Source organism: Streptomyces sp. NRRL F-6676, assembly GCF_000725625.1.
Lineage (GTDB): Bacteria > Actinomycetota > Actinomycetes > Streptomycetales > Streptomycetaceae > Streptomyces.
This window is the reverse complement of sequence record NZ_JOHS01000042.1, coordinates 19,484-33,320: the sequence shown is the minus strand read 5'-3', so window position 1 is coordinate 33,320 and position 13,837 is coordinate 19,484. Positions and strand designations below refer to the sequence as shown.

At 70.0% G+C, this 13,837-nt stretch carries 11 protein-coding genes; all 11 read right to left on the bottom strand.

Annotated elements, in window-relative coordinates; translation table 11 throughout:
• Nucleotides 1-35: 35 nt before the first annotated feature.
• A complete protein-coding gene (locus IO29_RS23385) occupies nucleotides 36-1,052 on the bottom strand; it encodes a replication-relaxation family protein (RefSeq protein ID WP_051707857.1) in 1,017 nt (338 codons plus the stop codon).
• A complete protein-coding gene (locus tag IO29_RS23380) occupies nucleotides 1,049-3,526 on the bottom strand; it encodes a type IV secretory system conjugative DNA transfer family protein (RefSeq protein WP_030381399.1) in 2,478 nt (825 codons plus the stop codon). Before IO29_RS23380 ends, IO29_RS23385 begins: the two co-directional genes overlap by 4 nt.
• Nucleotides 3,527-3,557: 31 nt before the next feature.
• Nucleotides 3,558-4,043 carry a hypothetical protein gene (locus IO29_RS35670; RefSeq protein ID WP_078618411.1) on the bottom strand — a complete coding sequence of 162 codons (486 nt, stop codon included), beginning with the start codon at nucleotides 4,041-4,043 and terminating at the stop codon, nucleotides 3,558-3,560.
• Between the two features lie 221 nt (nucleotides 4,044-4,264).
• The gene (locus tag IO29_RS23370; protein WP_234307596.1) at nucleotides 4,265-5,722 is read right to left on the bottom strand and encodes a peptidoglycan DD-metalloendopeptidase family protein; all 1,458 of its coding nucleotides are present in this window, start codon (nucleotides 5,720-5,722) and stop codon (nucleotides 4,265-4,267) included.
• Complete coding sequence (locus IO29_RS39645) at nucleotides 5,715-6,386, bottom strand: Cif family virulence factor (RefSeq protein WP_030381396.1); 672 nt, start codon at nucleotides 6,384-6,386, stop codon at nucleotides 5,715-5,717. Before IO29_RS39645 ends, IO29_RS23370 begins: the two co-directional genes overlap by 8 nt.
• Nucleotides 6,387-6,461: 75 nt before the next feature.
• A complete protein-coding gene (locus IO29_RS23360) occupies nucleotides 6,462-8,873 on the bottom strand; it encodes a hypothetical protein (protein WP_234307595.1) in 2,412 nt (803 codons plus the stop codon).
• Nucleotides 8,870-11,476, bottom strand: coding sequence for an ATP-binding protein (locus IO29_RS23355; protein ID WP_030381394.1), 2,607 nt, complete (start codon nucleotides 11,474-11,476; stop codon nucleotides 8,870-8,872). The genes IO29_RS23360 and IO29_RS23355 overlap by 4 nt, the downstream gene beginning before the upstream one ends.
• A gap of 43 nt (nucleotides 11,477-11,519) precedes the next feature.
• On the bottom strand, nucleotides 11,520-12,083 hold the full coding sequence (locus IO29_RS23350; protein ID WP_030381393.1) for a hypothetical protein: 564 nt from the start codon (nucleotides 12,081-12,083) through the stop codon (nucleotides 11,520-11,522).
• A complete protein-coding gene (locus IO29_RS23345) occupies nucleotides 12,080-12,418 on the bottom strand; it encodes a hypothetical protein (protein ID WP_030381392.1) in 339 nt (112 codons plus the stop codon). Before IO29_RS23345 ends, IO29_RS23350 begins: the two co-directional genes overlap by 4 nt.
• Nucleotides 12,419-12,435: 17 nt before the next feature.
• Entirely contained in the window at nucleotides 12,436-13,560 is a 1,125-nt protein-coding gene (locus IO29_RS23340) for a conjugal transfer protein (protein WP_051707855.1), read from the bottom strand.
• Nucleotides 13,557-13,823, bottom strand: a complete 267-nt coding sequence (locus IO29_RS23335; RefSeq protein WP_030381390.1) for a hypothetical protein — start codon at nucleotides 13,821-13,823, stop codon at nucleotides 13,557-13,559. The genes IO29_RS23340 and IO29_RS23335 overlap by 4 nt, the downstream gene beginning before the upstream one ends.
• Nucleotides 13,824-13,837: the final 14 nt, after the last annotated feature.

The following is a 13,837-nucleotide window of genomic DNA, read 5'->3' as shown; positions in this document are numbered from 1 at the left end:
GCGCTGCTTCCTTCAAGACCGCGGGGAGCGGCCGGTCACTTCGAGGCGAGGTAGAGGTCGGTGGGGGCGGGGCGGGCGGACGGCGTGCCACGCAGCAACGGGGTGAAGATCGGGGCGAGCGGCCCGTGCTCCTGGAGCTGCTGCAGGGTGGTGACGCCGATGTTGATGTCGCCCTTCAGCCGGCTGAGACGGACGTCCGCGCCGGCGCGCGCGTACAGGTCTTCGGTACGGGCGGCAAGGCGCTGGGCCCGCCGGTCCGGCTCCCCGGCCTTCGGGGGCGCCGCGTCGAGGACCACCAGGACGCGGGGAAAGACCGGATAGTTGTACATCCACGCTGGCCGGGTCGCGTTCGAGGTCCGGCGAGCGCGGTCCGCGCTCTGTGGAACGTACTCGTACAGCCGGCCGTACGCTTCGAGCTTCGCGGCGAGCCGCGCGGAGGTCATCGTGGCACGGTCGAACTCGACGAAGAAGCTGAGCATCGTCCGGCGGCCGCCACGCTCTACGTGTACGTAGTTGAGGACGGCGTCGCTGATGACGTGGTCGTCCTCGAATCGACGCTGACCGTCGCGGATCCGGTTGGCGACCTCAGGGGTCCAGTCCAGCGGCCCACACTCGTGCCCCAGTCGGCGAGCCCACTCGACGAAAGCGATGCCGACTTCGTTCACACCCAGCGTGTGCGCCTGGCGAGCACCGGCGACGGACTCGGGCGTCACCCGGTATGGCCGCGGGGGCAGCTCACCGGCCTCCTCCACGGACTCGGCACCGGCTTCGGTCAGAAACCACAGGAACGGCTGGCTCTGTAGCCGCCCGCGGCCACCGGGCCCCTTCGCCCGGATCCGCCCGACCAACCCTGCCTTGTGGAGCTCGCCGAGCTGCCGACGCAGGTACACGGGGCGGGCCGGTCGCTTCTCGGGCGGGGTGAGCAGCACGTGCAGTTGCTGAGTGGAGAGCACCCGGTGCTGGTACAGCAGCTCCAAAACCTCGCCGCTGATCGCGTGGAAACTGCGCGTGAGCGCTGCCGCGGCGGTCGCTTCGACAGGGGGCAGGTTCATCCGATCCTCGACTGGTTCTGGTGGGGGTTGATCGGGTGGACGTTGTCGTGGGCTTCATCGGCCGGGTCCGGCCCACCGCTGATGACGGTGCCTTCGCTGTCGTGGACGCGCGGCTTGGCCTCCCCGCCACCGGACGCAGTGCCGCCGGCCGGTCCGTCCGGCCCTTCGGGGTCGCGCGGTGCGGTCTCGTCGGATTCGGGCTCGTCGGCCGGCAGATCGGCGGCGGCGGGCTCGTCGTCGTCCGGCGGGACGGGGAGGGTGACGAGGAACCGGCGCAGCCGCGGGTCCAGTCGGCGCAGGTCGGTGAGGATGTCGCGGACTGAGCGGCGCTGGAGGTTCTCGTCGATGGCCTGCGTCAGGAGTTTCTCGTTCTGCGGCCGGTAGTAGTCGCCGTAAAGGTCCTCCACCGAGGCACCGCGGACGCGGAACGGGTCGGTCGTGCCGCCTTCGAGGGTCACGGACATCACGTAGCTGTACCGGTTGAGCTGGACGATCGTGTCGGGGGCAACCTTCTTGCCCCAGCGGCGGGTGACCAGCGTCGCCTCGTCGACGTCGGACGCGGTCGTCGACAGGATGGACAGGTTCTGCAGCAGTCCCTGCCGGGTGGTGGCGCTCAGCCGCTGCGCCATCTGCGTCATGGCGAGCAGCTTCACGTTGTACTTGCGCAGTTGCTCGGTGATCTGGGCGAGCGTGCCCTTGGAGGCGCCGTCCACGCTGGTCAGCTCGTCGATGAAGGTATAGAAGTCGCGGCGCTGGTCGGGCGGGGTGTCCCGCCGTGACAGGCCGGCCCGGAAGAGGTCGTAGATCAGCAGGGAGCTGATGATGCGGTCGACATCGCCGGTGCCGGCGGGGCAGACGAAAACGATCTTCCCGGTGTCCATGGCGTGCCGGATGTCGTACGTCGACCGGCTTGACCCGAGGAACGCCTTGATCGCGTTGCTGGACGAGAGCCGTTCGATGATGTTGGTGACGACCGGGATGGCTTCCTTGCTGTAGCCCGGGAAGACGTTTTCCCAGAAGTCCCGGATGTCCTTGGGCAGGTACGGCAAGACGCTGGTGCGCCAGACGGCATCGGTGAGGATCGTGCGGATCTGGAAGACGGTGGGGGCCAGGTCGGGCCGGCCGGCGCGGCAGACATGCCAGGAGAGGTACACCAGTGACTCGACCGCACGCGTGAGGATGGTCTTCGCACGTCCGGCGGAGTCGGACCAGTTCAGGGCCGCGGCGAAGCCGGTGACGATGTACTGGACGATGTCGGGGATCTCGGACTCGCGCCGGCGTTCCATGGACAGCGGGTTCCAGGAGCCGACCATCTTGTCGAGCTCGGGGCTCGTGAGGTCGATCTCCCAGATCCGGTCGGCCAGTTCTTTGTGGGCCAGGTAGGGGCGAGCGCGTACCCAGCCGTCACCATGAGGGTCGAGAAAGAGCACGCCGTACCCGCCGTGGGCGATCGCGATCGCCTGCACGAGCGACATCTCGGTCTTGCCGAAGCCGGACTTGCCGAGGAACAGGGCGAAGAGCAGGTACTTCAGCGGGACGCCGGCGAGGCGCTCCCCGCCGCCGGACTTGGCCACCCACCCCAGGGGCAGCAGGCCTCGCTGTCCTGTCCACGTCGGGAGCGCTGCGGGCGGCGGTGGGACGACTCCGCCCGAGCGGGCGATGTTCGGGGCCATGTTGTGCTTGGTGGGCGGCTTGAGCAGCCCGGCAATCTCCTGGGCGGTCACCCAGGAATGCCGACGCGGCATGAAGAGCCCGCTCTCGAAACGGCGGTCGAACTTGCGCCGGTGGAGCCAGTGGTCCGCCCGGAGGCGGGTGACGCCGAGGTGGAGCCCGACGGGACGCAGGTGGTTGTCGCCGGACCACGGCTCCAGGGCAGCGAGGACCTGGTCCAGCAGCATCCGGGCCCGGTACTCGTCGCGCGCGCGGGTGCGGACGAGCAACTGCATGGAGAAGACGGGCTCGGCGCCGGGGGCGAGCTTGCCCATGGCGGCCTTCATGTCCGTGACGCGGTGAGCGCGCTGCTGGTGCTGCCGTTGCCGGGCACCGCCGCCCTGGTTGCCCTTCATCTCGGTGGCAATCTCGGACAGCACCTGGCCGAGGTCGAAGCCGAACCGGTTGCCGCGCTGCTGCGGCATGCCGGGTATGGCCGGCCCGTCGGTGGGGTTGCGGCGGGCCTGGGCCAGCAGGCGCCGGCGGCGGCTGCTGACACGGTTCGGGGCGACGGGAACGAGGTCCAGGACGACGTCGGCGCTCTCGCCGAGGTCCTCGCGGACGTCGGCTACCGCGTTGGCCAGGGCCTCGAGCGGATCCGGGGTGAGCGGCACTTCGCGCAGGGCGAGGTGGTCAGGAAGGGCCAGGGCGAGCTCGGCGCGGGCGTAGTGCATCTCCTGGGTGGCCGGCTTGCCGTGGTCATCAGCTTCCGGCTTGGCGAGATCGACCGGCGGGGCGGCGGTCGGGTGTGGTGCGGTGGTCATGATCTACCTGTCTGTGGTGTCCGGCGGTGCGTCAGGAGCCGAGCCGGATCTGTGGACGTTCGCGCGCGGCACGCCCGTCGGCCTCGATAGGCCGCATCTCGACCTGGGCGTAGCCCTGGTGGCGCAGAACCGACATCGCTCGATCCGGGCCCTCGACCCTCATGGACAGCGACCCGTTGGAGCAGGTGAACCGGATGCGCAGAGCATTGGTGCGGGCCGAGGACACGAGCCAGCGCGACACGCTCTTGTGCGCGCGGGCCATCTGGTGCCCGAAGCGGACGACCTCTTCCGGCTTCGGGTCGAAGCCTGTGGTCGGCAGCACCTCCAGAGCCGTTCGCTTGGACATCGGGCCACGGGACAGGGCCCAGCGGACCGCGGCGGCTACCCCGCTGGCTGCCAGGGCGACCAGCGCAACCCACCAGGCGTTGGCCATCACCGAGTCCGCCAGGCGCTCGACGTGGCCCGGGAGGTCGTCGACGAAGCCGATTGCGCCATCGATGAGGTCGGTCGTGGTCATCGCCCACCGTCCGAGGACGAGGCGCACGGCGGCACCGCGGCGGCCGGAGCGGGCACGGGGGAAGTCGGGAGCATGGCGGCACCTCCGAAGAGCAAACGGGCCTTTCACCTGCTACAGGTGTCGGGATCCGGCTCGGTGTGACACTCCGCTCCGAATTTCTTCGCGGTATGGCGTCGGCCGGCGTCATGCCCCTGCGGGAGAGCGTGACGCCGGCCGGCAGGTCAGATCTTGACGCCGTGACTACGGAGGTAGGCCAGTGGGTCGATGTCCGATCCGTACTCCGGGCCGGTGCGTATCTCGAAGTGGAGGTGCGCACCGCTGACGTTGCCCGTGGCGCCGGAGTACCCGATCCGGTCGCCGCCCTTCACCTTCTGGCCGACGACCACCGCCAGCGAGGAGTGGTGGGCGTACTGCGAGTACATGCCGTCGCCGTGTTTGATCACTACCTGGTAGCCGTACGCGTTGTTCCAGCCGGCCGTCACCACGGTGCCCGGGCCCACCGCGCGGGTCGCAGTTCCGGTGCGCACGGGGAAGTCCACGCCGGTGTGGTAGCCGCTCGACCACATCGATCCGAAGACCCGGTACCCGGTGCCTACGTGATCGTCGGCGACAGGGGCGACCCACGTGCCTGAGGTGCCACCCGACCCCGGCTCGGTGTAGTTGGGCCGTTTCATGATCAGGATCCGGCCCTTCCAGAAGGACAGGGGCTTGATGCGGACACGGGCGCCGGTGTGCGGCGCGTCGATGACCTCGCCGCCCCCTATGTACATGGATACGTGCTCCGGGCTGGACGCGCTGCCGCCTGAGAAGATCAGGTCACCGGGGCGCAGGTCGTTCGCCGACTTCACCTTGGTGCCGATGTCGACCTGGTCGTAGGTGACTCGTGGAAGGTTCACGCCGACCTTGCTCCAGGCGTACTTGACCAGGCTGGAGCAGTCGCATCCCTTGGCTCCCTGGAACGGAGGCTTGCAGCTGCCGCCCAGGACGTATGGGGTGTTGAGCGCCTCTTTGGCTGCGGCCACAACCTTGGACAGTCCGCCGGAGACCTTGCCGTCCATCGGCGCGGACCACTTCTCCGCCCGGTCCCGGATCTCGCGGACGTACTTGCGCGTCTCCTCGTACGGTGGGATGCCGCCGTATTTCTTCACCTTGTTCCCGCCGGCGTTGTAGGCGGCGAGCATGTTGTCGACGACGTCGCCCGGCACGCTGCGGATCTCGTCGGCGAGCTTGCAGTCGTAGGCCACCATCGACGAAACTGCGTCCTCAGGGTCCAGCGGGTCCGCGCCGCCCTTGTTGTTGGCGTCGATGCCTTCGGTCGCCCAGGTGGAGGGGATGAACTGGGCGATGCCCATCGCGCCGGCTCCACCGTCGGGCGGGTTCTTGCGGAAGGTGGACTCCTGGTAGAGCTGGGCGGCGATCAGCGATGGGGTGACCTCCGCACAGCCGTACCTCGCCACAGCGTCGAGGATGATGGGACGCAGCCAGTCAGGGATCTCCTTGGTGTCCGACAGACCGCCGCCGAAGCCCGCGTTCTCCAGTGCGCTGCTGGTGTTGTCCTCGCCGATTGCCGACGACAGCGCCAGTACGGCACTCAGGATCAGGCCGAATCCAAGCAGGCAGGAGAGGATCGCCGCGATCAGCACGTTCCGCAGGGCCTTGGACTTGCCCTGCTCAGACATTGGGCAGTCCGACGACGCGCCAGCTTCCGTCGGCGCCGCGGCGGAGCTTGAGCGCCACGTGCTCTTCCGACTCGCTGGCAGGGCCCTTGGCTGGCGTTGCGGTCAGCTTGTAGATCACACGCGCGAAAGCGGAGTCCTCGCTCGGTGCGGGCGCTCCGTCCGGCAGTGACACCCGCAGGACCGCCACCGCCACCTGGACCTGATGGTCCTTCCAGCTCAACCACTGCTGCGTGGCGGCGCTGCCGCTGGTGTGAGTGCGCAGGTCCTCGGCAAGATCTCCGGCAGCGTAGATCGCGGCCCGCCGGGATGCGTCGTCGTACGAGTTGTCCCGGCCCGGTCGGGCGTCGTGGCTGGCCCACGCGGTCACGAAGGACCGGGCCGCCTCCTCGACCGGCGTCGGCACCTGCCTCAGGCCCAAGTGCTCAGGAGACGCCGACGGTTCCGCCGCGGGGGAGGCCTCGGCCGGGCGCGTGCCGCCAGAGCCGCTGCCGACCGCAGGGGCGGAGGAAGCGGCCGTGACCGGAGTCGAGTCGGTGGCAGGACGGTCGGCCTCAGGGAGGCCGAACAGGAGGGTGACACCGACAGTTGCCAGGACGGCCGCAGCGACGAACAGCGCGATCGTCGCGCGCTGGGCGCGGGCACGCGCGGCATCGGTTTGAGGCATGGGGGTCCCCCGTCAGGTGGTTCTGGTGCGGTGATCTGGGCGGCCGGGACCTGTGGAGTCCCGGCCGCAGTCCGGCTACGGCCGGGGCTTGGGCGGGCCGGGCGGCCGCGTGGCACGCCGGATGGTCCGAGGCGGAGCCGGCGGCTTGGCCGGCGTCGACTTCTTCGCAGCCGGGGGCGTCGCCGGCGCAGGGGTGGGCGGGGTAGGCATCTTCGGCACCGCGGCCGGCCCGGCGGCCGGGGGCTTCACGGAGCTCGGTGTCTTCGTGCCAGCCGCCGCCGGCGCGCCACCGGGGGTCTTCGGCGCGACGGCACCGGCCCGGGGCCCAGGAGGATTCCCGGCCTTCGGATCCGGCTGAATCTCGGCCAGACCGAGGTGGACCTGGGCCTTCGTTCCCTGCTTCGCGACGAACTTGCCGGCCGTGACGACGTTGCGCTTGTACTCGGCTCCGAAGTCCTTGGCCTCCTGGACCTTCCTGTCGACGGTCCGTGCCTTGACGGCCTTGAGCTGGTCGCGCACCTGCCCGGCACGGGCCGTTGCCGCGGCAGCGCCTCGCTTCGTCGCGGCGACTCCCCGGGGAATGCCCACCGGCGCACCCACCGTGGCCATGAAGGCGAACTTCGTCGCCTTGGCGCCGTACTTGGCGGTGGCGGCGGCCGCCTTGCCGGTGGCCATGGTGGCCCTGCCGCCCCGGGTCTGGGACATCTTGTTCGCGGCCGCCGTGGCCAGCCGGTTCTTCAAGGTCTGCTTGGCCGCCTGCTGCGCCGCGACCTTCGCGGCCGCGCTGGCGCCGCCGGTGCCCACAGCCGCGGCGGCGTTGGTAGCAAGTCGGGCCGCGGTCCGCAGCCGGCTGGCCTTGCGGTTGGCCTGCGGCGAGCCGACCCAGGCGTTCTTGGCGGTCTTCAAGCCCTGGCCGACGGGCCTGCTCACGCGCCTGGCCTCGCCGCGGGCCTCACTCCACATCTGCTTCAGGCCGGGGGCGGTCTCGGCGTACCGGCCAGGGCTGCTGAACACGGAGCGGCGGCCAGCCCCGCCTACGCGGGCGTTGGCGAGCTTGCGGTTGAGGTTGACCGCGATGCTCTGGGCAGTCTGCTTGATGCGCTTGTGACCGGCCAGGCCGGCGATGGCAGTGACGTCGATGACGATGAACTTCACGGCCAAGATATCGCCGGTGTCCGCGTCGGTCAGGGCCAGGACGATGAGGATGAAGATCGCCAGGAAGAGAATGGCGATGATGATGCCGAGGACGGCCTTGGTGATTGCGGAGCACCAGCGCCACAGGGTGGCGCGGCCGCCGCCGGGCAGGATGCCGGCGGTCAGTGCCCAGTGGCCGCGGATGGCTTCGAAGGCCAACCAGCCCTGCGCGGTGAGGAACGTGCCGGTGACAAGAACCATGAGGATCGCCACGATGACGGCGGCGATGGCGACAAACAGGGCGGAGAAGGCGAGGTCCGCGGAGGCACGCTTGGCCTTCGGCTTCACATCCCCGCACGCGGCCTCGAACTTCTTTGCGTTCTCGTTGAGCTGCCCGATGAAGTTCGTGTCGTACATCGAATCCATCACCATGGCGTCCCAGTAGTTCATCCCCAGCTGGTTGAGGTTGAACTCGGCGAGCTTGAATTGTCGGAAGGCCTTGTCGCACTGCCCGTCGAAGGTCTGCCCGTAGACCATGAGCTGGTTGGGCTTGACGATGAACGCCTCCACCAGGGCGTCGGTGATCGGCTTCGCCACGTTGTTGGGGTCGGCACTGCCCTGGGCGCTCGCGGGATCGTCTGCCAGCACGATGCTGGCGACCTCGAGGGTGAAGTCCTTCGACTTCCCCAGCAAGCCCTCCTCGGAGAGCAGCATGGTGGAGCCCTGTGCCTGCGGCTGATCGTGCTGGCCGAGCAGCACCTGGGCCGGCGAGACGAGCACGGTAGTGGTCAGCGCGGCGACGACCAGGGAGACCCCGATCTCGGCGAAGCCGCGCGAACGCTCCTTGAAGAGGATCAGCCAGCCGCAGTAGAAGCCGGCGAACGTCAGGAACAGGCCCGGCAGGCCGAGCCGGTCGATGACCTGGGACTTGAGGGTGCTGGAGATGTCCTCGACGGGTCCGACCATGACCTTGGCCAGGCCGAAGTTCAGCGCCCACTTGATCAGCCAGCAGGTGAAGCCGATGACCCACTTCGAGACGCCGAAGAACAGCTGGGCGACGATGTTCCAGATCTTGAGGTCGATGTCCTTCCAGCCGCCCGTGTCCGTCTTGACGGTGTAGGAGCTGATCGGGACGCCGTCCTTGTCCGTCACATTGAACGGCTGAAGGAGGCCGTCGCTGCCGTCCTTCGGCTTCTGGTTCAAGTTCGGGGGGCCGGCTGCAGGAGCGGACGTGCTGGGCGACGGCGCCGGATCTGCCATGGCGGCAGGGGCCAGCACCACGCTGAAGAGGGCCAGCAGGACGGCGATGAGCCCCAGGCGCCGCTTGACGCGCCCTCGCTGTATGTGGCTCATGCGAGGGCTCCGTCCGCCTCGGCGAACAACTCCACGGCCTCGTCGTCTTCTTCGTCGCGCTGCCCAGGCGTTGTGGTGATGGCGGCGGCCGCGTTCTCATCGGCGGGGATCAGCACCTTGATCCCACCGATGCGCTTGCGGAGGTCTCGGTACAGGCCCTCGCCGGCCCGCAGGGCGCGCTCGGTCTCGCTGACGTTGAGCGGGCTGAGGTTCTCGGTGATGACCTTGAGCATCTCGTCGTCGGTCGGGTCGAGGTCGAGGAACTCCAAGCAGCGTGCGGCCAGCGCCTTGCCGCGGTGGCGGAAGACGAAGATGTGGGACAGCAGCGCCCGGATCTTGTCGCCGATCTCGGACTTCGGGCCGATGTCGTAGGGGTCGTGGCTGCCGGCGAAGGCGCCGGCGTTGTGCTTGCGGCCGTCGGCGATGAGCTCGAGCAGCAGGTTGGAGCCCTCGGCGGACGAGGTGAGCCACCAGCACTCGTCGAGGAAGACGCCGGCGAACTCGTTGGGGTCGGCGAACGCGATCTCGCGGCAGAGCGCGGTCATCAGGTACATCAGCCGCCAGCCGAACCGCTTTTCGACCTCCAGGCTCGGGAGGCGGTGCTCGGAGAGCTCCTCCTTGGTGGGCAGGCCCAGGCGGTCGACGGCGAAGACGATGCTGTCGGCGTCGGTGATCCGTACGACCGGCAGCGTGGGGTCGAAGATGACGCGGCCGAGGTCCTTCTTGGCCAGCGACCGCAGCTTGCGGACGAGTTCGGAGGCGGCGGCACGGACCGCGGCGTCGTTCGGCTCCTCCGGGTCGGGCGTGCGGGCCCGGTTGGCGAGCGTGTCCATCAGCGCGGTCATGCTCGGCTTGGGGCCGAGCCGGGTGGCCTCGATCGCCTCGGCGAGGGTGATGCCCTCGATGCTCATCGAGCCGATGTCCAGGAGCGGGGTGAGGAAGGACTCGGTGTAGCGGGCGGCGCGCGGGCCGCGGAAGACGCGCAGGGGGTCGAGGGAGACGCCGGCGTTCTCGTCGACGTTGATGATCTGCGTGGTGCCGGGGCAGGCGTTGGCGAACCGCGACCACTCCTGCTGCGGGGTGCGGTCGATGACCAGGGCGCGGCCGCGGGAGTTCCTTTGCCCGGCCCGGTGGCCGGTGGTCAGGATGCTGTACATGGCGCACTTCATCGCCACCGACTTGCCGGAGCCGAGCTCGCCGACGAACGCGGCGGACGCGGAGGCGTTGACGCGGGGGCCGTGGGAGAAGTCAACGAGCACGGGGCGTACGCCGCCGCCGTTGAGCTGGAGGCCGAAGAGGCTGCCGGAGTCGTCGCCCAGGCCGGCGCCGCAGAACGGCATCGACATCGCGAAATCGCGGGCCAGGAGGTACTGGGTGTAGTCGAGCATCGGGCCGGGCGTCTTGGTGCCGGGCAGCATGCCGTGGAAGAGCGCGACCTGGTCGCCGGTGGGCCTCACGAGCGTGTAGTCGTTGCCGCCGAAGTGGTTGGCCAGCGACGTCGCCTTCTCGTCGGCCTCCTCGGGGGTGGTCCCCCACACGCAGGTGGCGACGGTGGCACGGATCTCGACCTCGGTGGAGGAGGCGGTGAGCCGGTCGCGGTACTCGTCCAGGGCGAGGGACGCCTTGTCGAGGGAGGCCGGCACGCCGGAGGTCTCGCCGTCGTACTCACCGCGCTGGTGCGCGAGCTCGCGCTGCTGGCGCCGGGACTTCGGCTCGGCCTTCGAGCCGGACTCGACGTGCAGACGGACGGCCCAGTCCACGGGGAAGTTGAACTCGTCCAGCGCCGCCAGGTACTCGCTGCCGGGGAACCGGAAGGCTTCCGGCATCTCGGAGAGCACGCAGAACGCCTGGTAGGAGTCGCCGTGTTCGCTGGTGGCGCGCAGGTAGCGGCGCTTGAACGGGTTGGTCGGACCCTTGGAGGCCCGGGTGCCGCGGCCGCCCTCGTCCAGGATCACCTGAGTGTGGGCGGTGACCGTGTGGCCGCGACCGCGAAGACCGCGCGGTGCGCCGTCCTCGGGCAGGAGCGGCTCGCTCAGGCCCCGGCGGGCGCTGTGCCCGTAGATCCACAGGATCTCCGCCTCGGTGGCAGGCCGCATCTTGATGCCGGAGGGCCAGCCGGCGGCCAGGCGGGTCGCCTGCTCCAGGCGCTGGCGCTCCTCGGAGAGCGATATCGGGGCGACCGGCAGACCGAGCGTGCCCATCACCTCCGCCTGGAGGGAGGAGAGGACCGCCCGGGCGCTCTGCTTGAAGTCGAGGTGGGGCAACGGGACGGCGAGGAAGTCGACGCGGCCGGTGAGCTCGAGGTCCTGGAGCTGGTCGAGGACCTTCAGCGCCAGGTCGACGTACTCGGGGGAAGCGTCGAGGTCGACGCCGGCGGTCATGCGGGTGACGACCGACGCGGCGTCGACGCTCGGGCACAGGCTGAGCAGGAGGGCCTCGCCCCGCAGGGACTTGAAGAGGGACTCCAGTGCGTCCAGCCGCTCGCGCTTCGTGGACTTGGAGGCGTGGGTGTAGTTCTCGGTGTCGACGCGCCACACCGCCCACACGGTGGCGGCAGTGGTCCAAATCAGGTGGCCGCTGATGTGCCGGACGGGGAGACGCATGGGGTTCTTCTTTCTGTGCTGGTGGTGACGACGGGGCGGCTGGTTACTCCTCGTCGAGGGAGGCGAGGAGGGCCTGCAGCCCGGTCTTCGGCTCTGGCCGGCTCGCTGCGGCCGCCGCTGGCACAGGTGCCGGGCGGGCTCTGCGCCTGGCCCCGGGTGCGGGCGCTGCAGCAGGCTGCGGGGCCGCCGCCGGGGCGGGTCGCTCGGCGGACCGGACGCGCACCGTGCAGGTGGCGGTCGCCAGTCGAGGTCGAGCGACCCGCTGCGGCTTGCCGGCCAGGCGCCCCTGGGCCGGAGTGGAGGAGTAGATGAGCAGGCTGCGCACGGCGCGTGCCGGATCGCGGCCGTCGAGCCGCGCGTACCGCAGCACCCAGGCCAGACCCCAGGGGATCAGCGCCATGAGGATGAAGTTCATGGCGCCGAAGTGGGCCCACAGATCCTTCGTCATGACGAGGAGCCCGAAGGTGACCACCATGGTCATCACCTGGGTGATCGTGTAGGGCCCTCCCGGGAGCCGGCCGGCTCCCGGGAGCTTGCCGATGACGAGCGGGTGCCGACGGGCTCGCGTATACGAGTGCCCGATCAGTTCCTCCTCCGAGGCGCTCACGAGACCCGCCGGCCCTCACCCGCCAGCGCGGGGGCGTCACCAGCGACGTGGACGACAACGACAGGGGCCGCGTCGTTGATCTCGGAGCCGACCTTGGTCTGCAGGACGTTGAGGTTGCTGATCCCCCAGAGCACGAGGGCGGCCAGGACGAAAGCGACGAGGGTGCCGACGAAGGAGCGGGTCTTCCACCAGGCCATCAGCACGGCGATGATCGCCATGAGGGCGGCCACGGTGAGAACCAGCGCGCGGACCTGCCCCGTCTTGGTGTTGGCCCAGTCAAGGACGTCGCCGGCGAGGACAACGTGGTCGGGGTTGGCGGCTGCCAGGATGCGCATGAACGATTCCTCTTTCTTCAGGAGTGCGACGGCGACGGCGAGTCAGATGCCGTAGCTGCGTCGGGGCTCGTGGTGGTGTGCGGCGCCGCCGACGGCGGACTGCTCGCGCGGATGGCCGGGGCGTCGTCGACGGACGCGACCTCCCAGCGGCCGGCGCGGGACTTGAGGGTGAGCGCGTAGCTCAGCGAGACCGGACTGCCGGCCTGGTCCGTGGCATCGACCTGGACCAGCTGGTGCAGCACCGTGCCGTCGGCCGGCACCTTCTGCTGACCCGAGCCGGACGAGTCGTCCTGGACACCGGTCACCTTCACCGCGGCGTACGGCGCAGGGGTGATCGGCTGCAGCCGGGTGCCGGGCGAGGTGTAGCGGTCGAGCTCGGTCGTACCAGTCAGGTAGGCGGCCAGGAACCCGCGCGCGGTCTCGACCGACGGGTCCGCACTGCTCGACCCGCGGTCGGTCTCGTACGCCAGGCCGCCCGGCTTGAGTGCGGCAGGCGCGGCCACCTGCGCCGGCAGCGACGTCGCCACGTAGCCGGCAGGGGCAGCGCCCTGCGCGGTTCCGCCGGCGCCAGCCGGGCCGGTGGCCTGGATGCCGACGCGGAAGTACTGGACGCCCAGCCGCGTGGACTTGCCTTTGTCGTCGTAGGCGGTGACGTCGGCGGCAACGGTGATGGACCAGTAACCCGGCTGAACCTCGCGGGATGCGATCACGGTGGACTGCGTGGCCGTGCGGGTCCCGGGCTTTACGGCGAGCGCGACGGAGCCGGAGTAGTACGGCGCCAGGTCCCGCTCGGTTCCTTGGCCAGCCTGCAGGTAGGCGGCGACGAACAACTCGGCGAAGCCGGCCGGCCCGACCGGCGACGCCGACGTCGCCGTGGCGACCGGCTTGGCCGCGCCCTGGGCCGGAGCGGACGAGGAGAGGAACGCGAGCGCGCCGAGGACGGGGCCGGAGACAACGAGCACCCAGACCCCGGCGCGGACCAGCCGGGAGAGGCCGGCCATCTGTGCCGTGCTGGTCTTCCACCCGGTCTCGTCCGGCTCGTCCGCCGATGTCTCCTGGGGCTCGTCGACCTCCTCGTCCCAGGCCTCCGCCTCGACGAGGTGCTTCTTGGCCGCCTTGTGCTGCCGGCGCGGCCGCTTCACGAAGCCCTCCGCAGCGCCTGGACGGTCAGGACCGTCGAGATGCGCTCCTTGAGCTGGTCCGGCGTGCGCTGCAGCAGCACATCCCACGACGCCAGAGAGGCCTCCGACTCCCTGTCGAGGAAGGCGCGCATCTGCTCGTGCAGGTCACGGTCCATCGGCCGGCTCACCAGAGCAGCGGCGATCTTGGTCAGCTCGCGCGAAGCACGGGCCACACGGGCCTCATCGGCGTCGAGCAGCTGTCGGCCGGTGTCGGCCGGGGACATCGTGGTCACGGGGG

Coding starts and splice junctions, on each gene's coding strand:
- IO29_RS23355 (WP_030381394.1), bottom strand. CDS start 11,476: ATGCGTCTCCCCGTCCGGCACATCAGCGGCCACCTGATTTGGACCACT.
- IO29_RS23345 (WP_030381392.1), bottom strand. CDS start 12,418: ATGCGCATCCTGGCAGCCGCCAACCCCGACCACGTTGTCCTCGCCGGC.
- IO29_RS23385 (WP_051707857.1), bottom strand. CDS start 1,052: ATGAACCTGCCCCCTGTCGAAGCGACCGCCGCGGCAGCGCTCACGCGC.
- IO29_RS23380 (WP_030381399.1), bottom strand. CDS start 3,526: ATGACCACCGCACCACACCCGACCGCCGCCCCGCCGGTCGATCTCGCC.
- IO29_RS23360 (WP_234307595.1), bottom strand. CDS start 8,873: ATGAGCCACATACAGCGAGGGCGCGTCAAGCGGCGCCTGGGGCTCATC.
- IO29_RS39645 (WP_030381396.1), bottom strand. CDS start 6,386: ATGCCTCAAACCGATGCCGCGCGTGCCCGCGCCCAGCGCGCGACGATC.
- IO29_RS23370 (WP_234307596.1), bottom strand. CDS start 5,722: ATGTCTGAGCAGGGCAAGTCCAAGGCCCTGCGGAACGTGCTGATCGCG.
- IO29_RS35670 (WP_078618411.1), bottom strand. CDS start 4,043: ATGACCACGACCGACCTCATCGATGGCGCAATCGGCTTCGTCGACGAC.
- IO29_RS23335 (WP_030381390.1), bottom strand. CDS start 13,823: ATGTCCCCGGCCGACACCGGCCGACAGCTGCTCGACGCCGATGAGGCC.